The sequence below is a fragment of the Burkholderia sp. AU44665 genome (assembly GCF_030504405.1).
Taxonomy (GTDB): domain Bacteria; phylum Pseudomonadota; class Gammaproteobacteria; order Burkholderiales; family Burkholderiaceae; genus Burkholderia; species Burkholderia semiarida.
The window spans coordinates 14,013-33,025 of the sequence record NZ_JAUJRI010000001.1 but is presented as its reverse complement, the minus strand read 5'-3'; the positions used below and the strand labels follow the sequence as shown (position 1 = coordinate 33,025).

The 19,013-nt window shown below is 66.6% G+C and carries 17 protein-coding genes; 7 read left to right on the top strand and 10 right to left on the bottom strand.

Translation table 11 applies throughout. The features are described 5' to 3' along the window. Positions 1-19 precede the first annotated feature (19 nt). From QZM15_RS00165 to QZM15_RS00155, 3 genes are all read right to left on the bottom strand, one after another. Entirely contained in the window at positions 20-466 is a 447-nt protein-coding gene (locus QZM15_RS00165; protein WP_006479409.1) for a GatB/YqeY domain-containing protein, read from the bottom strand. A 194-nt stretch (positions 467-660) separates the two neighbouring features. Further along, a complete protein-coding gene (gene rpsU / locus QZM15_RS00160) occupies positions 661-873 on the bottom strand; it encodes a 30S ribosomal protein S21 (protein ID WP_006479415.1) in 213 nt (70 codons plus the stop codon). 105 nt (positions 874-978) lie between these two features. Continuing rightward, on the bottom strand, positions 979-2,208 hold the full coding sequence (locus QZM15_RS00155; protein WP_302105970.1) for an NAD(P)/FAD-dependent oxidoreductase: 1,230 nt from the start codon (positions 2,206-2,208) through the stop codon (positions 979-981). Between the two features lie 121 nt (positions 2,209-2,329). Between QZM15_RS00155 and tsaD the strand changes: the two genes are divergently transcribed. Next, positions 2,330-3,370 carry a tRNA (adenosine(37)-N6)-threonylcarbamoyltransferase complex transferase subunit TsaD gene (gene tsaD / locus QZM15_RS00150; RefSeq protein WP_059582919.1) on the top strand — a complete coding sequence of 347 codons (1,041 nt, stop codon included), beginning with the start codon at positions 2,330-2,332 and terminating at the stop codon, positions 3,368-3,370. Positions 3,371-3,457: 87 nt separating this feature from the next. Here the strand turns inward: tsaD and folE2 are convergent, their stop codons facing one another. The 4 genes from folE2 to QZM15_RS00130 all read right to left on the bottom strand — a co-directional run bounded on the left by folE2 (position 3,458) and on the right by QZM15_RS00130 (position 7,582). Continuing rightward, on the bottom strand, positions 3,458-4,267 hold the full coding sequence (folE2, locus tag QZM15_RS00145; protein WP_059583149.1) for a GTP cyclohydrolase FolE2: 810 nt from the start codon (positions 4,265-4,267) through the stop codon (positions 3,458-3,460). Positions 4,268-4,421: 154 nt separating this feature from the next. Further along, a complete protein-coding gene (gene dxs, locus QZM15_RS00140) occupies positions 4,422-6,326 on the bottom strand; it encodes a 1-deoxy-D-xylulose-5-phosphate synthase (RefSeq protein WP_059582921.1) in 1,905 nt (634 codons plus the stop codon). An 81-nt stretch (positions 6,327-6,407) separates the two neighbouring features. Then, positions 6,408-7,292: a polyprenyl synthetase family protein gene (locus QZM15_RS00135; protein ID WP_059582924.1), complete on the bottom strand. Its 885-nt coding sequence runs from the start codon at positions 7,290-7,292 to the stop codon at positions 6,408-6,410. Continuing rightward, entirely contained in the window at positions 7,289-7,582 is a 294-nt protein-coding gene (locus QZM15_RS00130; protein WP_006479428.1) for an exodeoxyribonuclease VII small subunit, read from the bottom strand. Before QZM15_RS00130 ends, QZM15_RS00135 begins: the two co-directional genes overlap by 4 nt. A gap of 269 nt (positions 7,583-7,851) precedes the next feature. Between QZM15_RS00130 and QZM15_RS00125 the strand changes: the two genes are divergently transcribed. Together QZM15_RS00125 and QZM15_RS00120 are read left to right on the top strand one after the other, a co-directional pair. Beyond that, entirely contained in the window at positions 7,852-8,958 is a 1,107-nt protein-coding gene (locus tag QZM15_RS00125) for an aromatic ring-hydroxylating dioxygenase subunit alpha (RefSeq protein WP_059582927.1), read from the top strand. A 116-nt stretch (positions 8,959-9,074) separates the two neighbouring features. Beyond that, positions 9,075-9,944 carry a sulfurtransferase gene (locus tag QZM15_RS00120; RefSeq protein WP_059582932.1) on the top strand — a complete coding sequence of 290 codons (870 nt, stop codon included), beginning with the start codon at positions 9,075-9,077 and terminating at the stop codon, positions 9,942-9,944. A gap of 84 nt (positions 9,945-10,028) precedes the next feature. On the opposite strand, the gene QZM15_RS00115 is transcribed toward QZM15_RS00120, so the two are convergent. The 3 genes from QZM15_RS00115 to polA form a co-directional block, all read right to left on the bottom strand. After that, complete coding sequence (locus QZM15_RS00115) at positions 10,029-10,904, bottom strand: dienelactone hydrolase family protein (protein ID WP_059582935.1); 876 nt, start codon at positions 10,902-10,904, stop codon at positions 10,029-10,031. 360 nt (positions 10,905-11,264) lie between these two features. Then, positions 11,265-12,599 (bottom strand): NAD(P)/FAD-dependent oxidoreductase, encoded by a 1,335-nt coding sequence (locus QZM15_RS00110; RefSeq protein ID WP_059639129.1) that lies wholly within the window; start codon positions 12,597-12,599, stop codon positions 11,265-11,267. A 278-nt stretch (positions 12,600-12,877) separates the two neighbouring features. Beyond that, positions 12,878-15,631 carry a DNA polymerase I gene (gene polA, locus QZM15_RS00105; protein ID WP_302105538.1) on the bottom strand — a complete coding sequence of 918 codons (2,754 nt, stop codon included), beginning with the start codon at positions 15,629-15,631 and terminating at the stop codon, positions 12,878-12,880. A 1-nt stretch (position 15,632) separates the two neighbouring features. Between polA and QZM15_RS00100 the strand changes: the two genes are divergently transcribed. The 4 genes from QZM15_RS00100 (at position 15,633) to QZM15_RS00085 (ending at position 18,925) form a co-directional block, all read left to right on the top strand. Next, a complete protein-coding gene (locus QZM15_RS00100; RefSeq protein ID WP_059582942.1) occupies positions 15,633-16,394 on the top strand; it encodes a TIGR00730 family Rossman fold protein in 762 nt (253 codons plus the stop codon). A gap of 380 nt (positions 16,395-16,774) precedes the next feature. Then, the gene (locus QZM15_RS00095) at positions 16,775-17,065 is read left to right on the top strand and encodes a hypothetical protein (RefSeq protein WP_059582944.1); all 291 of its coding nucleotides are present in this window, start codon (positions 16,775-16,777) and stop codon (positions 17,063-17,065) included. A gap of 155 nt (positions 17,066-17,220) precedes the next feature. Then, positions 17,221-18,213: a GlxA family transcriptional regulator gene (locus QZM15_RS00090; protein WP_059582947.1), complete on the top strand. Its 993-nt coding sequence runs from the start codon at positions 17,221-17,223 to the stop codon at positions 18,211-18,213. 148 nt (positions 18,214-18,361) lie between these two features. Continuing rightward, positions 18,362-18,925, top strand: a complete 564-nt coding sequence (locus QZM15_RS00085; RefSeq protein ID WP_302105537.1) for a Tautomerase enzyme — start codon at positions 18,362-18,364, stop codon at positions 18,923-18,925. Positions 18,926-19,013 lie beyond the last annotated feature (88 nt).

Sequence of the window (19,013 nt, the reverse complement as noted above, 5' to 3'; positions counted from 1 at the left end):
GGCGCGCCGGGAACGGGTTTTACTTCGTGAGCGCGGCCTTGACCTGCGCGGAAACGGCCGTCATGTCGGCGCGGCCGGCGAGCTTGCCCTTCAGCACGCCCATTACCTTGCCCATGTCCTGCGGGCCCGCCGCGCCCGTTTGCGCGACCGCCGCCTGGACTTCGGCCGCCACTTCGGCGTCCGACAGTTGCGCGGGCATGTAGCCGCCCAGCACGGTCAGCTCGGCCTGCTCCTTCGCGACGAGATCGTCGCGGCCGGCCGCCTGGAACTGGCTGATCGAATCCTTGCGCTGCTTGATCATCTTGTCGATCACGGCCGTGATGCCGGCGTCGTCGAGCGTGACCCGATCATCGACCTCGCGCTGCTTGATCGCGGCCATCAGCAGGCGAATCGTTGCCAGGCGCTCGCTTTCCTTCGCGCGCATCGCGGCCTTCATGTCTTCGCTGATCTGCTCTTTCAAACTCATCTTTCACCCGGGATGGAAACGTGAATCCGACGCCCGCAAACGGGCGTCAACACAAAAACCCGCTTGGGACATTGTCTCAAGCGGGTTGCTCGAATCCGGCATCGGCGACTCGCCGCCTGATCGGCTGCGCGATCGCACCCGATCGCACGGAATCGCCGGTGCGCCGCTCAGTGAACCGCGCGGCGCCCAATCGTTCAGTACAGCTTCTTCGGCAACGTCTGGCTGCGGATACGCTTGTAATGACGCTTCACCGCAGCAGCCTTCTTGCGTTTGCGTTCCGCGGTCGGCTTCTCGTAAAACTCGCGCGCACGAAGCTCGGTCAGCAGACCGTTCTTTTCGATCGTGCGCTTGAAGCGACGCATTGCAACTTCGAACGGCTCGTTCTCTTTAACGCGAATGATCGTCATGATCCGACACGAATAAAGGTTTGCAGGGAAAGACTACCGAGTATAGCAGAGCGATTGCTCAAAGGCACGGGGCCAGGCCCCGCCGGAACGGCGCCGGCCGGCGCGTCAGGCGCCGCGCGCATACTCGGCCGCGGCCTGCCCGGCCGCCGTGCCGGACGCCCACGCCCACTGGAAGTTGTACCCGCCGAGCCAGCCCGTCACGTCCACCGCCTCGCCGACGAAGAACAGCCCCGGCACGCGCGCGCTCATCATCGTCGCCGACGACAGCTCCCGCGTGTCGACCCCGCCCTTCGTCACTTCGGCCTTCCTGTAGCCTTCGGTGCCGTTCGGCGTCAGCGTCCAGCCCGACAGCGCGTCGCCGATCTGGCGCAGCGTCTTGTCGGGCAGATCGGCGAGCCGCGTGTCGGCCGCGACGCGATGCGTGTCGAGCCACGCATGCGCGAGGCGCGCCGGCACCCAGTCGGCGAGCAGCGAACCGATCTGGCGCTTCGACGTGCGTTTCGCCTCGAGCAGGTCGGCCACCGTGTCGCGCTGCGGCAGCAGGTCGATGCGAATCGGGTCGCCGGGCTGCCAGTAGCTCGAGATCTGCAGGATGCCGGGGCCGGACAGGCCGCGATGGGTCAGCAGTAGGTCCTCGACGAATTCGCCGCCGCGCTTCCTGTCGCCGGTCGATACGCGCACTTCGAGCGACACGCCAGACAGCGGCGCGAACGGCGCCCAGTCCTGCGGCGCGAACGTCAGCGGCACGAGCGCGGGCCGCGTATCGACGAGCTTGTGACCGAACTGCTTCGCGAGCCGGTAGCCGAAGTCGGTCGCGCCGATCTTCGGGATCGACAGGCCGCCGGTCGCAATGATCAGCGCGCGCGCGCCGATCGGCCCGGCCTGCTGCGTATCGAGCACGAAGCCGTCGGACGGCGCATGGCGCACCGCGTCGACGACGACGGGCCGGCGCCATGCGATGCCGCCCGCGTCGCACTCGTGTTTCAGCACGTCGATGATCGCGTCGCTGCCATGGTCGCAAAAGAGCTGGCCCTTGTGTTTTTCGTGCCAGGTCACGCGATGGCGCTTGAGCAGCCCGAGGAAGTCGCGCGGCGTATAGCGCGCCAGCGCCGAGCGCGCGAAATGCGGATTCGACGACAGGTAGTTGTCGGGCCCGGCATACAGGTTCGTGAAGTTGCAGCGGCCGCCGCCCGAGATGCGGATTTTCTCGGCGAGCCGCGGCGCGTGATCGATCAGCACGACGCGACGGCCGAGCTGCCCGGCGACTGCGGCGCTCATCATGCCGGCGGCGCCCGCGCCGATCACGGCGATGTCATAAGTTTCCATGGCGCGGATTGTACCTGCCCGGCATCGGGCCCGGGCCGCCGCCAGCGGCGGCCCGCCCTCGCCTGCTATACTTTCCGGTTACGTTGACCTACCCGAGGCGCGTCCGAAACGGCGCGTTCTGCCCTCACCCATGCTCGTTCTCGGCATCGAAAGCTCCTGCGACGAAACCGGCCTCGCGCTCTACGACACGCAGCGCGGCCTGCTCGCGCACGCGCTCCATTCGCAGATCGCGATGCACCGCGACTACGGCGGCGTCGTGCCGGAGCTCGCGTCGCGCGACCACATCCGGCGCGCGCTGCCGCTGCTCGAGGAAGTGATGGCGCAAAGCGGCACGCGCCGCGACGACATCGACGCAATCGCATTCACGCAAGGCCCCGGCCTCGCCGGCGCGCTGCTCGTCGGCGCGAGCATCGCGAATGCGCTCGCGCTCGCATGGAACAAGCCGACCGTCGGCATCCATCACCTCGAAGGGCACCTGCTGTCGCCGTTGCTGGTCGACGAGCCGCCGCCGTTCCCGTTCGTCGCGCTGCTGGTGTCCGGCGGCCACACGCAGCTGATGCGCGTGACCGACGTCGGCGTGTACGAGACGCTCGGCGAAACGCTCGACGACGCGGCCGGCGAAGCGTTCGACAAGACGGCGAAACTGATCGGCCTCGGCTACCCGGGCGGCCCTGAAGTATCGAAGCTGGCCGAAACGGGCACGCCGGGCGCAGTCGTGCTGCCGCGCCCGATGCTGCACTCGGGCGATCTCGACTTCAGCTTCAGCGGCCTGAAAACCGCCGTGCTCACGCAGATGAAGAAATTCGAAGCGGCGAAGCTGGAAGGCGAAGCGCTCGAACGCGCGAAGGCCGACCTCGCGCGCGGCTTCGTCGATGCGGCCGTCGACGTGCTCGTCGCGAAGTCGCTCGCCGCGCTGAAGAAGACGAAGCTCAAGCGCCTCGTGGTCGCGGGCGGCGTCGGCGCGAACCGCCAGTTGCGCGCGGCACTGTCGGCGGCCGCGGCCAAGCGCGGCTTCGACGTGCACTACCCCGATCTCGCGCTCTGCACCGACAACGGCGCGATGATCGCGCTCGCGGGCGCACTGCGGCTCGGCCGCTGGCCGGAACAGGCGAATGCCGACTACGCGTTCACGGTGAAGCCGCGCTGGGATCTCGCGTCGCTCGCACGCTGAATCGCACCACGCGACACCGTCAGCCGGAAAACAGAAGGCCGCTCGAACGAGCGGCCTTTCTCATGGGTGCAACAAGACGCCGCGGCGTTATGCAGCCAGCCGCTTGTCGCGCTCGATCAACGCATACGCGCTGTGATTGTGGATCGACTCGAAGTTCTCGGCTTCGAGCACGTAAGCGGCCACGCGCTCGTCCGCATCGAGGCGCTGCGCGATATCGCGCACGAGATCCTCGACGAACTTCGGGTTCTCGTATGCACGCTCGGTGACGAACTTCTCGTCCGGACGCTTCAGCAGCCCCCACAGCTCGCACGACGCCTCTTCTTCCGCGATGCGGATCAGCGCCTCGACCGGCAGATCGGCAGCCAGCTCCGCATCGATCGTCACGTGCGAGCGCTGGTTGTGCGCACCGTATTGCGAGATCTTCTTCGAGCACGGGCACAGGCTCGTTACCGGCACGAGCACCTTCAGGAACAGGCGCGTATCGCCGTTGCGGCTTTCGCCCGCGAGCGTCACTTCATAGTCGAGCAGGCTTTGCACGCCGGACACCGGCGCCGTCTTGTTGACGAAATACGGGAACGTGACTTCGATGCGGCCGGCTTCGGCTTCGAGCTTTTCGAGCATCGACGCGAGCATCGCGCGAAAACGCTCGACCGTCAGCGGCGCACGATTCTCTTCGAGCAGCGCGACGAAGCGCGACATGTGCGTGCCCTTCTGATCGGCCGGCAAACGGACATCGAGGTTCCAGACGCCGACCGTCGGTTGCACGTCGCCGCTTTCGGTACACACCGTCAACGGATGCCGGACCGCCTTCACGCCCACGCGCTGAATCGGAATCTGACGGGTATCCACCGTGCTCTGCACGTCGGGCATCACGAAGGCGGGATTCATCTGGTTCATCTTGTTCAATCCTTGTAAGCCGCGCGTTCGACGACGCGCACGCCGCGTCATGCGGCAGCCGGAAAAGCAACATGGGCCCGCAGGCCCATGTTTTCCGCATCAATGTAGACCGGTTGCGCCAGTCGCACCGACGCCGCCCGCGGGCGGCGTCAGCTTATGCGACGCGCTTCGCCTGACCGGCGACGTCGGCCGCCGGGTTCAGGAAGCGTTCGCGAATCGATTTCGCGATGCCCGCGCCGTCGAGGCCGCATTGCGACAGCAGCTTCGCGGGGTCGCCGTGATCGATGAACTGGTCAGGGAGGCCCAATTGTAGTACGGGTCGGATAACCCCACTCTCCATCAGGGCTTCCACGCAGGCCGAGCCTGCGCCGCCCATCACGCAGCCTTCCTCGACCGTGACGACGTAGTCGTGCGTTTCGGCGAGCTCGCGCACGAGCGCCGCATCGATCGGCTTCACGAAGCGCATGTTCGCGACCGTTGCGTCGAGTTCGTCGGCCGCCGCGAGCGACGGCGCGACCATCGTGCCGAACGCGAGGATCGCGACGCGCTTGCCTTCCGGCTGCGACGTGCGGCGACGCACTTCGCCCTTGCCGAGCGGGATCTCGGTGAATTCCTTCACCGTCGCCACGCCCGTGCCCGCGCCGCGCGGATAGCGCACCGCGGTCGGGTTCGGCTGCTGGAGCGCCGTGTGCAGCATCTGGCGGCATTCGTTCTCGTCGGATGCGGCCATGATCGTCATGTTCGGGATGCAGCGCATGAACGCGAGATCGTACGCGCCCGCATGCGTCGCGCCGTCCGCGCCGACGAGGCCCGCGCGGTCGATCGCGAACACGACCGGCAGGTTCTGCAGCGCGACGTCGTGGATCAGCTGGTCGTACGCACGCTGCAGGAACGTCGAGTAGATCGCGACGACGGGCTTCAGCCCTTCGGTCGCGAGACCGCCCGCGAACGTCACCGCGTGCTGCTCGGCGATGCCGACGTCGTAGTAGCGATCCTTGAAGCGCTTCTCGAATTCGACCATGCCCGAGCCTTCGCGCATCGCGGGCGTGATGCCGACCACGCGCGTATCGCGCTCGGCTTCGTCGCACAGCCACTCGCCGAACACCTGCGTGTACGTCTTCTTCGCAGGCGTGGTCGACGGCTTGATGCCTTCGGCCGGATTGAACTTGCCGGGGCCGTGATAGAGCACGGGATCGGCTTCGGCGAGCTTGTAGCCCTGGCCTTTCTTCGTCACCACGTGCAGGAACTGCGGGCCGCGCAGTTCGCGGATGTTCTGCAGCGTCGGGATCAGCGAATCGAGATCGTGACCGTCGATCGGGCCGATGTAGTTGAAGCCGAACTCCTCGAACAGCGTGGCCGGCACGACCATGCCCTTCGCGTGCTCCTCGAGCTTGCGCGCGAGTTCGAGCACCGGCGGCGCGACGCTCAGCACACGCTCGACGCCCGCGCGTGCGGCCGCGTAGAAGCGGCCCGACATCAGGCGGGCGAGATGGCGATTCAGCGCGCCGACCGGCGGCGAGATCGACATGTCGTTGTCGTTCAGGATCACGAGCAGCTTCGCATCCTCCGACACGCCCGCGTTGTTCATCGCCTCGAACGCCATGCCGGCCGTCATCGCGCCGTCGCCGATCACGGCGATCGAGAAGCGGTCGTCGCCGTTCAGCTGGCTGCCGATCGCCATGCCGAGCGCGGCGGAAATCGACGTGCTCGAGTGCGCGGTGCCGAACGTGTCGTATTGGGATTCGCTGCGGCGCGGGAAGCCCGAGATGCCGTCGTACTGACGCAGCGAATGCATCTGGTCGCGGCGGCCCGTCAGGATCTTGTGCGGGTAGGTCTGGTGACCCACGTCCCAGACGATGCGATCGTTCGGCGTGTTGAACACGTAGTGCAACGCGATCGTCAGCTCGACCGTCCCGAGGTTGGACGACAAATGGCCGCCCGTCTTCGACACGCTGTCGAGCACGAACGCGCGCAGTTCATCCGCGAGCGGTTGCAGTTGGCGACGATCGAGGCGGCGCAAATCCGCCGGGTCGTCGATGGTTTTCAGCAAGTCGTACATCGTCGTTCCATTGTAGGAAATCAAACGCGCCCGCATTCTTTTGCACGCACCGTAGCGTGTGCGCGGCGGCGGGCTTTCGCGTCAGCTGACCCGGTTCACCACCAGGTCGGCAAGTTCGGCGAGACGCTGTGCGCGTGCGCCGAACGGTTTCAGCGCGTCGTGCGCTTCGGCGCGCAGCTGCGCTGCCAGCTCGCGCGACGCCTCGAGACCGAGGATCGATACATAGGTCGGCTTGTCGTTCGCCGCGTCCTTGCCGGCCGTCTTGCCGAGTGTCGCCGAATCGGTCGTGACGTCGAGAATGTCGTCGACGACCTGGAAGGCCAGACCCACGGCCCCCGCGTACACGTCCAGCGCAGCCATCGTTTCCGCCGAAGGCGTCTCGCCCGCCAGCGCGCCCATTCGCACGGCCGCGCGCAGCAATGCGCCCGTCTTCATCCGGTGCATCGTTTCGAGCTGCTCGCGCGTCAGCTTCAGGCCGACGCTCGCCAGGTCGATCGCCTGCCCGCCGGCCATGCCGATCGAGCCGCTCGCGAGCGCCAGCTCGCGCACGAGCGCCGCCTGCTGCGCCGGCGACAGCGCATCGGCGTCGGTCAGCGCCACGAACGCCTGCGATTGCAGCGCGTCGCCGACCAGCAGGGCCGTCGGCTCGTCGTACTGCACGTGCACGGTCGGCTTGCCGCGACGCAGCGCATCGTCGTCCATGCACGGCATGTCGTCATGCACGAGCGAGTAGACGTGGATCATCTCCAGCGCCGCCGCCGCGGCGTTGCGGGCCGCCTCCGTCGCACCGGTCAGCTCGCCTGCCGCATGGCACAGCAGCGGGCGAACGCGTTTGCCGCCACCGAGGACCGCGTAGCGCATCGCCTCGTGAAGTTTCGCGGGCGTCGCGGTTTCGGCCGGCAGATAGTGGCCGAGTGCGTCCTCGACACGGTCAAGCACGGACCGCATCCATTGTTCGAATGTCATAGATCGTCGTCTTCGCCGTCCGTGGCGGCCGTTCCGGACGAAAGCGGCTTCAGCGTCGCGCCGTCGAGCACGCGGACCTGCTGCTCCACTTTCTCGAGCTGCTGTTGGCAAAACGCAACGAGGGTCGCACCGCGACGATACGCCGCCAGTGAATCCTCGAGGCTCAACGCGCCGCCTTCCATCCGGGCAACCAGCGTCTCGAGTTCCGCGAGCGCCATCTCGTAATTGTCCGGCAACGGTTCGGTGCCATTGCCGGGCGGCGTGGCGCCTGGGGATGCGGTTTTCGCCATGGACGAGGTGTCAAATTTCAAAACAAGTCGGACATTCTACGGCAAAAGAGAATTTTCCGACCTGCCGTCTTGGGCGCCCGCGCACAATTCCGGCCCCATCTTCGACGCACAGTGTGCGCCTTTCGAGGGTAGCCCGACAAAAAATTGACACAAATCAGGCACTTAATCCTAGCCTTGCGAGGCGAACCGGGTATAATTCTCCGTTTCCCTAAATCGATTTTTCGATGGTTGGGTTGTTCACTGCTTTCACGCTAACACCGGGAGTGGGAATGTCCAATCTGAGCGATGCGCTTCAGTTGAAGTCGGCCCACAGCCAGCTTCCAGTCACTGCATATTTCGATGAGGCGCTACTCGAGCGCGAGATCGAAACCCTCTTCAAGAAAGGACCTCGTTACGTCGGGCACGAGCTGATGGTGCCCGAGGCGGGGGATTATTTTGCGCTGCCGTCCGAGAAGGAAGGCCGCGTGCTGGTCCGTAACCAGACGAACCGGATCGAACTGCTGTCGAACGTGTGCCGCCACCGGCAGGCGATCATGCTCAACGGGCGCGGCCACACGCAGAACATCGTGTGCCCGCTGCACCGCTGGACGTACGACCTCGAAGGCGAGCTGCTCGGCGCGCCGCACTTCCCCGACAAGCCGTGCCTGAACCTCGGCAAGAGCCCGCTGCAGAACTGGCAGGGGCTGCTGTTCGAGGCCGAGGGCCGCAACGTCGCGCGCGACCTCGCCAACCTCGGCACCAAGCATCACTTCGACTTCTCCGAGTACTTGTTCGATCACGTCGAAGTGCACGAGTGCGATTACAACTGGAAGACGTTCATCGAGGTCTACCTCGAGGATTATCACGTCGTCCCGTTCCACCCGGGCCTCGGCAGCTTCGTGTCGTGCGACGATCTCAAATGGGAGTTCGGCGACTGGTACAGCGTGCAGACGGTCGGCGTGCACAACGCCCTCGCGAAACCGGGCAGCGCGACTTACCAGAAATGGCACGAGCAGGTGCTGAAGTTCCGCAACGGCGTGCCGCCGGAGTTCGGCGCGATCTGGATGGTCTACTACCCGGGCCTGATGATCGAGTGGTATCCGCACGTGCTGGTCGTGTCGTGGCTGATCCCGCGCGGGCCGCAGAAAACCACCAACATCGTCGAGTTCTATTACCCCGAGGAAATCGCGCTGTTCGAACGCGAATTCGTCGAGGCCGAGCGCGCCGCCTATATGGAAACGGCCGTCGAGGACGACGAGATCGCGATGCGGATGGACGCAGGCCGCCGAGCGCTGATGGCCCGCGGCGAGTCGCAGGTCGGCCCGTACCAGAGCCCGATGGAAGACGGGATGCAGCACTTCCACGAGTTCCTGCGCCGCCACCTCGGCGACCTCTGACAGCGGCCGCGGCGCCTCGACGCCGCCCGGCCGCCGGCAAGCGAAAAGACGGGCTTCGGCCCGTCTTTTTTGTTTAGACTTGGAGTGTCAGGCCATTCGCACTCCAGGGAGCCGTCATGCCACACACTCATTACACCACGCTCATCTCCGCCGCCAATCTCGCCGAGCGCCTGGCCGCGGCGCCCGGCAGCGTCGCGCTGTTCGACTGCCGCTTCGATCTCGCCGATCCCGGCGCCGGCGAGGCCGCCTACGCGGCCGGCCACCTCCCCGGCGCGCAATATCTTCATCTCGATCGCGACCTGTCCGGCCGCAAGACGGGCACCAACGGCCGCCATCCGCTGCCGACCCGCGACGCGCTCGCCACGCTGCTCGCGAGCCGCGGCCTCAAGCAGGGTCAGCAGGTCGTCGCGTACGACGCGCAAGGCGGCGCCTATGCAGCGCGCCTGTGGTGGCTGCTGCGCTGGCTCGGCCACGATTCGGTTGCCGTGCTCGACGGCGGGCTGCAGGCGTGGGAAGCGGCCGGCCAGCCGCTGACGACCGACGTGCCGCAACCGGCCGCCGGCGATTTCCGCACGGCAACGCCACTCGAATCGACGGTCGATGCAGCTGCCGTGCTCGCGAACGTGTCGTCGCCCGCGCGCGTCGTGATCGATGCACGCGCACCGGACCGCTATCGCGGCGAAAATGAAACGATCGATCGGGTAGGCGGCCACATTCCCGGTGCGCGCAACCGCTTCTTCAAGGACAACCTGACTGCCGACGGCCGCTTCAAGACCGGTCATGAATTGCGCGAGGCATTCACCGCCGTGCTGGCCGGCACCGAGCCGAACCGCGTGATCCTGCAATGCGGCTCCGGCGTCACCGCATGCCACAACGCGCTGGCGCTGGAAGTGGCGGGCCTGCACGGCGCGTCGCTGTACCCGGGCTCGTGGAGCGAATGGAGCGCCGATCCGTCGCGGCCGATCGCGACCGGCCCGAACCCTTGAGCACCCACGCGACGCGATGAGGATGATGCGGCGGCCGATGCCGCGGCGGCCGGTGCCGCGGCGGCCGATGCCGCCGCTCATCGTTTACATCACGCCGTACTTGTGGAACCACTCGATGGCGCGCTTCCAGCCATCCTCGGCATCGGCCTTCACATAGCTCGGCCGGTAATCGGCGAAGAACGCGTGGCCGGCATCCGGATACACGACGATCTCCGATTCGCGCGCGAGCTTCGAATCGCTCGCCTGGATCGCCTTGCGCATGTCCGCGAGCGACGCCTGCGTGATGTTCTGGTCCTTCTCGCCGTACAGCCCGAGTACCGGCACCTTCAACAACGATGCGTGATCGACCGGGTTGAACGGCGTCATCTCGTCGGTCTTGCCCTCGACGAACCCGTACCACGCCACCGCGGCCCGCACGTGCGGATTGTGTTCCGCATACAGCCACGCCTGGCGGCCGCCCCAGCAGAAGCCGGTCACACCGAGGCGCGTCAGGTCGCCGCCGTTCTTGCCGGCCCACGCGACCGTCGCGTCGAGATCCTCCGTCACCTGCCGGTCCGGCACCTTGCTGACGATGTTGTCGACCAGCGCCTGGATCGTCGGATACTTCGCCGCGTTGCCCTGCCGGGCGAACAGGTCGGGCGCGATCGCGAGATAGCCGAGCTTCGCGAAGCGCCGGCACACATCGGCGATATGCGCGTGCACGCCGAAGATCTCGTGAATCACGATGACGACCGGCAGATTCGTCTTGTCGACCGGCTGCGCGCGATATGCCGGCACGCTCGCATCGCCCGAGCGGATCTCGATGGTGTCGACGTCCAGCCCGGCGCTGTCGGTCGTGACCGTCTGCGCCGACACGGGCAGCACGGCCGCCGCGAAGGTGCCGCCCAGCGCAGCCTGCATGAACTTGCGGCGCGAGAACGGGACATGGGGGACCAGGCTGTCGACTTCGGGTTTCAACATGAATGCACTCCTCGATTGGGCGCCGCCGTCACGATCGCGGATACGGCATGACGGGGCATCGCACCGGCGCACGGCGCGGATGTCGCGGCGGTTGGCACCCCGCCGCAAACGAAAACCCGGACAAGATGCCCAATAATCCGTTGTCGCGTCAACTGTCGGATGTGTAAGACTCGATTACGACGCGTTGAGGCGATCGAATCGATCATCGCACGGCGGCCTGCCGACGGGCCGCCGAGTCACCGTGCGGCGGCGCGCATCGTGGTTCGTCGCGCGGCCGAATCGTTGCGAATCGAAACGAAAAACGGGCGGCGAACACGCTCGACAGGCGCATCCCCGCCCGCTCCGCGCGCAAGCGCGCGATCAGTGCAGCTTGACGCGCGGCAGGGTCGTGCGCCGCAACCAGTGCGCGACCGTGTCGAGCATCATCCGCGGATAACCGTGCAGCGCCGCGATGTGCAGCCGATACAGCGACATGTACATGAAGCGCGCGAACAGCCCTTCGATCAGCATGTTGCCGCCGATCAGCCCGCCCATCAGGTTGCCGACCGCACTGAAGTGGCCGAGCGACACGAGCGAACCGAAATCGCGATACGTGAACTCGGGCAGCGGGCGCCCCTCGAGCCGGCAGCCGATCGCCTTGAGCAGGAAACTCGCCTGCTGGTGCGCCGCTTGCGCGCGCGGCGGGACGTTGCGTTCGTTGCCGGGCCATGCGCAGGCCGCGCAATCGCCGAGCGCGAACACGTTGTCGTCGGTGAAGGTCTGCAGCGTGCGGCGCACGTCGAGCTGCCCGAGCTTGTTGACCTGGAGGCCGTCGAGGTGCGAAAGCACGGACGGCGCCTTGATGCCCGCCGCCCAGACCGTCAGGTCCGCGCGCACCGCCTTGCCGCTCGCGGTATGCACGAACCCGGGCGCCACCTCGGTCACGCGCTCGGCGAGCATCAGCCGCACGCCGAGCTTCTCGAGCAGTTCGGCCGTCGCCGCCGACACGCGCTCCTGCAGTGCCGGCAGGATCCGCGGCCCCGATTCGATCAGCACGATGCCGACGTCATGGCGCGGATCGAGCTTGTGCAGCCCGTACGCGGACAGCACCTGCGCGGTATTGCGCAGTTCCGCGGACAACTCGACGCCCGTCGCGCCGCCGCCGACGATCACGACCTGGATGCGCGGTTCGGCCGACTCGCCCGGCGCGCTCGGCGCCGGCGCCTGGTGCTCGGCGCGCATGCACGCCGCGATCAGCCGCTTGCGGAAGCGTTCGGCCTCCCCGACCGTGTCGAGTGCGATCGCGTTTTCCGGTGCGCCCTGCACGCCGAAGAAGTGCGTCGTGCTGCCGATCGCGATCACGAGCGTGTCGTATTCCAGCTCGCGCGCCGGCAACAGCTCCGCGCCGTCGCTGTCGTTGAGGGGCGACAGCGTGACGCGCTTCGCCGCGCGATCGAGCCCGGTCAGCTCGCCCTGCTGGAACTCGAAGCCGTGCCAGCGCGCCTGCGCCGCATATTCGAGCTCCTGCGTGAACGGGTCCATGCTGCCGGCCGCGACCTCATGCAGCAACGGTTTCCAGATGTGCGTCGGATTGCGGTCGACGAGCGTGACAAGCGCTCGCGCGGGACGATTGCCGCGCGCGCCGTAACGGTCGCCGAGCCGCGTCGCCAGTTCCAGGCCGCCGGCGCCTCCGCCTACGATGATGATCCGATGCATCTGATTCCCCCTTTGCGATTCGAAACTGCTGCCGCCGGATGAAGCAAACGCCCTATACGCGCGCCGCCCGGTGGATTAACCGGTTCGGACATCATCGATGTGCAGTTCGAAGCACTTCGATGCGTCCGATCCGGAACGCAGGGCGCGCCGCCCCGCGTCAATGACATGACTCACATGCATTGTCCGGGAGCTTGCGCGTTGACCACAAGCAAACCATCTCGATATTTGGCATCCCTGCAACAATATGCCGCGGGAAACGGGAATCGCGCGGGGGTGCGTCAGTGTGCCTCTTCCCAGTTCGCGCCGGCGCCCACCTCGGCGACCAGCGGCACCTTCAGCTTCGCGACGCCGCACATCATTTCCGGGAGTTTCTCGCGCACGAGCGGCAGCTCGCGTTCCGGCACCTCGAGCACCAGTTCATCGTGCACCTGCATGATCATCCGCGACGCGAGCTTGTCGCGCGTCAGCCAGTCGTCCACCGCGATCATCGACAGCTTGATCAGGTCGGCCGCCGTGCCCTGCATCGGCGCATTGATCGCCGCGCGCTCGGCCGCCTGGCGGCGCGGGCCGTTGCCGCCGTTGATCTCGGGCAGCCACAGGCGGCGGCCGAAAACGGTTTCGACGTAGCCCTTCTCCTTCGCGGTCGCACGCGTGTCTTCCATGTACTGCGCGACACCCGGATAGCGGGTGAAATAGCGGTCGATATAGAGCTTCGCCGCGTCGCGCGTGATGCCGAGGTTCGATGCAAGCCCGAACGCGCTCATCCCGTAGATGAGCCCGAAGTTGATCACCTTCGCGATCCGGCGCTGGTCGGAATTGACCTCCAGCGGTGTCACGCCGAACACTTCGGCGGCCGTCGCGCGATGGATGTCCTCGCCCTGCGAGAACGCGCGCAGCAGCGACGCGTCGCCGGAAATGTGCGCCATGATCCGCAGCTCGATCTGCGAGTAGTCGGCCGACACGATCCGGTGGCCCGGCGATGCGATGAATGCCTCGCGGATGCGCCGACCTTCGGCCGTGCGCACCGGAATGTTCTGAAGATTGGGGTCGTTCGACGCAAGCCGGCCCGTGACCGCGACCGCTTGCGCATAGTTCGTGTGCACGCGGCCGGTGACGGGATTCACCATGCGCGGCAGCTTGTCGGTATAGGTCGACTTCAGCTTCGACAGCCCGCGATGCTCGAGCAGCACCTTCGGCAGCGGGTAGTCCTCGGCCAGCTTCTGCAGCACTTCCTCGTCGGTCGACGGCGCGCCGCTCGGCGTTTTCTTCACGACCGGCAACTGCAGCTTCTCGAAGAAGATCTGCCCGATCTGCTTTGGCGACCCGAGATTGAATTCGCCGCCGGCCAGCTCGTACGCCTGCCCCTCGAGCTCGATGAGCCGCGTCGCGATCTCGCTGCCTTGCGCCTGCAACAGCGCGTCGTCGATCAGCACGCCGGTGCGCTCCATCTTGCGCAGCACGAGCGACACCGGCATCTCGATGTCGCGGTACACGCGTTCGAGGCCCGGTTCGCGCGCGACCTGCGGATACATCGCATGATGGAGCTGCAGCGTGATGTCCGCATCCTCGGCCGCGTACGCAGCGGCCTGGTCGAGCGCCACTTCGTCGAAACCGATCTGCTTCGCGCCCTTGCCCGCCACGTCCTCGTACTTGATCGTCTTGACGCCCAGATGACGCAGCGCGAGGCTGTCCATGTCGTGCGTGCGGTGCGATTCGAGCACGTACGATTCGAGCAGCGTGTCGTGCTCGATGCCGTTCAGCGCGATGTCGTAGTTCGCGAGCACCTGCGCGTCGTACTTCAGGTGCTGGCCGACCTTCTTGCGATCGGCCGACTCGAGCCACGGCTTCAGGCGCGCGAGCACTTCGTCGAGCGGAAGCTGCTCGGGCATGTCGGGGCCGCGGTGCGCGACGGGCAGATAGGCGGCCTTGCCCGGCTCGACCGAGAACGACAGCCCGACGAGCCGCGCGAGCATCGGATCGAGCGCGGTCGTCTCGGTGTCGAACGCGGTCAGCGCGGCCGCGTCGATCTTCGCGAACCACGCGTCGAATTGCGCCCAGGTCTGGATCGTGTCGTATTCGCGCGCGATGTCCGCTGCGACGACCGGGGCCGGCTCGCCTTCCGGCGCATCGGCGCCGCCGCCTTCCGCGGGTGCGCTGTCGACTTCGCGCAGCCAGGTCTTGAAGCCGTAGCGCGCGAAGATGTCACGCAGCAGCTCGCGTGCTTCGCCGTCCGTCTTCAGCGACGCCTCGATCGATTCGAGATGCGGCGCGAGATCGCACGACGTGTCGACGGTCACGAGCTTGCGGCCGAGCGGCAGGAAATCGAGCGCGCGGCGCAGGTTGTCGCCGACCACGCCCTTGATCTCGCCCGCGTGTTCGATCACGCCGTCGAGGCTGTCGTATTGCGACAGCCACTTCACGGCCGTCTTCGGCCCGCACTTCTCGACGCCCGGCACGTTGTCGACGGTGTCGCCGATCAGCGCGAGGTAGTCGATGATCCGCTCGGGCGGCACGCCGAACTTCGCGATCACGCCGTCGCGATCGAGCGTTTCGTTGGTCATCGTGTTGACGAGCGTGACGCGATCGGTCACGAGCTGCGCGAGATCCTTGTCGCCGGTCGACACGATCACGTTCATCCCGTGCCGTTCGGCTTCGCGCGCGAGCGTGCCGATCACGTCGTCGGCCTCGACGCCTTCGACCATCAGCAGCGGCCAGCCGAGCGCGCGCACCGCGCCGTGGATCGGCTCGACCTGCAACGCGAGATCGGGCGGCATCGACGGGCGGTTTGCCTTATAGTCGGCATAAAGGTCGTCGCGGAACGTCTTGCCCTTTGCATCGAACACGCAAGCGCTATACTCTGCACTGACTTCCTTGCGCATACGGCGCAGCATGTTGATGATTCCGTAGAGCGCTCCGGTCGGCTCCCCGCCAGGGCCACGCAAATCAGGCATCGCATGGTAAGCCCGATACAGATAGCTCGAACCGTCAACCAATAGCAGGGTCTTACCTTCCAGATTTCGTTCTTCAGGCATTATGAACAAGAGAAAAGTGATTCCGAGTCTGCGTTCGCTCGCAGATCAAGAACGCGCGACGGCCAAGAAGGCGCGCGCATCGTGGCAGATGTTCACGATTATGGCAGAGTTTATCGAGGCGACCGAGTACCTGTCGGAGATCCGCCCGGCTGTCAGCATCTACGGTTCTGCCCGCCTCAAACCCGACAATCCGCACTACAAGCTTGCCGCGCAGATCGCGCGCAAGCTGTCGGACGCCGGCTTCGCGGTGATCTCCGGCGGCGGCCCCGGCATCATGGAAGCCGCGAACAAGGGTGCGCACGCCGGCAAGGCGCCGTCGGTCGGCCTGAACATCGAGCTGCCGCACGAGCAGGCCGGCAACCACTATCAGGACATCTCGCTGCGCTTCCGCCATTTCTTCACGCGCAAGGTCACGTTCGTGAAGAACTCGGATGCCGTGATCGTGATGCCGGGCGGCTTCGGCACGCTCGACGAACTGTCCGAAGTGCTCACGCTGATCCAGACGAAGAAGTCGCGCCTCGTGCCGATCATCCTGGTCGGCAGCGAATTCTGGCAGGGGCTGCTGCAATGGTTCCGCGATCAGTTGATTCCGATGGGCCTGATCAATCCGGAAGACATGAACCTGATGCAGGTGATCGACGATCCCGACCAGGTGCTCGACGCGGTGCTCGCGTTCTACGAGGACAGCGGCGAGGAAGAAGAAGGTTCGGACGGCGACGATCAACCGCCGCGGCCTGAAGAAGACCGGATGTTCTATCTGTAACCGGTCAGTGACGACAGCCGGCCCGACGGCCGGCTGTCGTGCTTTGCACGCAAAGGGCAGCGCGATCCGGTGGCCCGCCGGGCGGGACTTTGTAACGCGCTGTTAATGCCCGTTCGCCGCCGCGCGCGGTCGAATGTCAAATCCCGCAGTCGGCGCTGCGTCACGCGGCGGGATCAGCCGCACCGGCGGCCCGCCAATGTCAAATGGATGGCCCTTCGCGCGCCTGTGCACCGCCAATCCTCCGTAATAATCACGACTCGCCTTTTCCGTCGCGCGGCAGCACACTGCATTCTGTCGGCGCGGCGTTCCCCCGGTGGAGCGGCCCCCTCGCTTCCATCGCGTCGCGTCGGCCTATTCATCACGACACCACGGAAAAGAACATGCAACGCTCGCTGATCGCCCTCGCTTTCGCCGGCCTCGGCCTTTCGCTGTCCGGCCTCGCTCACGCCGTCAACGTCGACGTCAACATCGGCACGCCCGCGCCGGTCGTCGTCGCGCCCGCCCCCGTCGTGGTCGCCCCCGCACCGGCGGTCATCGTCGGCTGGCACGGCGACCGCTACTGGGACGGCCGCCGCTACTGGGAACGCCGCGAATGGGAAGAGCACCAGCACTATCGCGGGCGTGGCGGCTATCACTGCCCGCCGGGACACGCGAAAAAGGGCGAGTGCTGAGCGCCCGGGCGCGTTCACCCGCGACGCAAGGCCGCCCGCGCGATTCGGCGCAGGGCGGCCTTTGATTTTGGGTGGCGGGCCGCGAACGAAAGGCGGCGGAGCCGCTCGATTCCGGGTGGTAGGATTGCCCTCGTCCAAGGCCTGTCCCGCCACTCATGCCGCTCATCCGAATCTGGGCCGTCGACCGCGCCCTTGCGTCCGGTATCGCCGCGCCGACCGACATCCTCACGGCAGCCAACCATATCGCATCGACGATGCCACCGCATCGCACGGCTACACCGTTCCGCTGGCGCGTCGAATCGATCGACGGGCGGCCCGTGCGCACGGCGTCCGGGCAGGTCGTTCCGGTCGACGGCGCGATCGACGGCGGCAGTGCCGCCGACGCGATCTGGCTGACCGGTCCGTTCGTCGCGGATCTCGACCGGCTGCTCGACAAGCCCGCCTCGCTCGCGCCGCTGTTCGACGCACTGCGCCGGCAACACGCGCGCGGCACGCTGATCGCGACTTACTGCACCGGCGCGTTCCTGCTCGCGGAGGCCGGATTGCTCGACGGCCGCGTCGCCACGACGCACTGGTCGAAGGCGTCGAGCTTCCGCGCACGCTATCCGGACGTCGCGCTGCGCGCGTCCGACGTACTGACCGAACAGGACGGCATCCTGTGCGGCGGCGCGGTCACGTCGTACCAGAATCTCGCATTGCGGGTCGTCGACAAACTGGCGAGCGCGCGCGTCGCCGCGTCCGTCGCCAGGCTCATGTTGATCGACATGAATCGCGACTCGCAGGATTCGTTCATCGACCTCGACCGGATGGGCCACCACGGTCACGACGATCCGGCCATCGCGCGCGCGCAACGCTGGATGGAAAAACACTTGCGCGAACCCTTCAGCCTCGCACGGCTGAGCGACCACGTCGCGATGAGCGAACGCACGCTCCATCGCCGCTTCCGGGACGCGGTGGGCGCCCCGCCGCTCAGGTATCTCCAGACGCTCAGGATCGAAGTCGCCAAACGGCTGCTCGCGGAAACGAAGCTCGCGATCGACACGGTGTGCGAACGCGTCGGCTATGCGGACATCAGCGGCTTCCGGCAACTGTTCAAGCGCGAGACCGGCATCTCCCCAGGAGAATATCGCCGCCGCTTCGCGCGTTAGGGCCTGAAACGGCCGGGAAGCGCGATGTCGGGAATGGCATCGTCGAATGGCAGTTTCGCCACTTCGCGCGTGGCGACGCGGTTCATACACTGGGTTCACGTCTCCTTGACCGGAGCGACGCGATCTCCACCGAACCTAGGACACCATCATGCCGATGATCGATGTGACCATCCCCGAAGGCGCGCTCGCGCCGCAGGCCGAAGCACAGTTGATGAACGAACTGACCACCACGCTGATCCGCCACGAGGGGCTCGATCCCGACGATCCGCGCGTACGCGACGTGACCTGGATCTTCGTCCATCGGCCGGCGGCCGTGTATCGCGCGGGCGTCGTCGCACCTGCGCCGATCTACCGGGTCGTGCCGACGGTCCCGGAAGGGCAGTACACGGACGCCGCGCGCGCCGCGCTGATCGCCGACGTGACCGCCGCCGTCGCACGTGCGGAAGGCGTGCCGATCGACACCGTCGCGACGCGCGTGTGGGTCTTTCCGACGGAAATCGACGACGGCTGCTGGGGAAGCCGCGGCACGGTGCGCCGGCTGCCGGACATCATGGAATATTTCGGCGGCACGACGCTGCGCGCGCTCGGCGAACAGCGCCTGGCGATCAAGCGGCGCGCGGATGCGGGCCGGCTCGTCGATGCGGTGCGCGACTCGATGCTGGAGACGGCCCGGCGTGGATCGCACGAGCCGAGCGCCGAAGCCGCGCGCTGACGCCGGGTCGCAACGGAATCGCAACCGGCCCCGCGTCACGGAAGAAAGGCATGCCCAGGTTCGCGATTGCGCCGGACATCGCGGCGCG

What these genes read in the sequence shown, in the direction of transcription:
- polA (WP_302105538.1), bottom strand. Translation starts at nt 15,631, where the DNA reads ATGCCTGAAGAACGAAATCTGGAAGGTAAGACCCTGCTATTGGTTGAC.
- QZM15_RS00095 (WP_059582944.1), top strand. Translation starts at nt 16,775, where the DNA reads ATGCAACGCTCGCTGATCGCCCTCGCTTTCGCCGGCCTCGGCCTTTCG.
- folE2 (WP_059583149.1), bottom strand. Translation starts at nt 4,267, where the DNA reads ATGAACCAGATGAATCCCGCCTTCGTGATGCCCGACGTGCAGAGCACG.
- QZM15_RS00125 (WP_059582927.1), top strand. Translation starts at nt 7,852, where the DNA reads ATGTCCAATCTGAGCGATGCGCTTCAGTTGAAGTCGGCCCACAGCCAG.
- rpsU (WP_006479415.1), bottom strand. Translation starts at nt 873, where the DNA reads ATGACGATCATTCGCGTTAAAGAGAACGAGCCGTTCGAAGTTGCAATG.
- QZM15_RS00130 (WP_006479428.1), bottom strand. Translation starts at nt 7,582, where the DNA reads ATGGCGAAAACCGCATCCCCAGGCGCCACGCCGCCCGGCAATGGCACC.
- QZM15_RS00090 (WP_059582947.1), top strand. Translation starts at nt 17,221, where the DNA reads ATGCCGCTCATCCGAATCTGGGCCGTCGACCGCGCCCTTGCGTCCGGT.
- QZM15_RS00115 (WP_059582935.1), bottom strand. Translation starts at nt 10,904, where the DNA reads ATGTTGAAACCCGAAGTCGACAGCCTGGTCCCCCATGTCCCGTTCTCG.
- QZM15_RS00135 (WP_059582924.1), bottom strand. Translation starts at nt 7,292, where the DNA reads ATGACATTCGAACAATGGATGCGGTCCGTGCTTGACCGTGTCGAGGAC.
- QZM15_RS00085 (WP_302105537.1), top strand. Translation starts at nt 18,362, where the DNA reads ATGCCGATGATCGATGTGACCATCCCCGAAGGCGCGCTCGCGCCGCAG.
- dxs (WP_059582921.1), bottom strand. Translation starts at nt 6,326, where the DNA reads ATGTACGACTTGCTGAAAACCATCGACGACCCGGCGGATTTGCGCCGC.
- tsaD (WP_059582919.1), top strand. Translation starts at nt 2,330, where the DNA reads ATGCTCGTTCTCGGCATCGAAAGCTCCTGCGACGAAACCGGCCTCGCG.
- QZM15_RS00110 (WP_059639129.1), bottom strand. Translation starts at nt 12,599, where the DNA reads ATGCATCGGATCATCATCGTAGGCGGAGGCGCCGGCGGCCTGGAACTG.
- QZM15_RS00165 (WP_006479409.1), bottom strand. Translation starts at nt 466, where the DNA reads ATGAGTTTGAAAGAGCAGATCAGCGAAGACATGAAGGCCGCGATGCGC.
- QZM15_RS00120 (WP_059582932.1), top strand. Translation starts at nt 9,075, where the DNA reads ATGCCACACACTCATTACACCACGCTCATCTCCGCCGCCAATCTCGCC.
- QZM15_RS00100 (WP_059582942.1), top strand. Translation starts at nt 15,633, where the DNA reads ATGAACAAGAGAAAAGTGATTCCGAGTCTGCGTTCGCTCGCAGATCAA.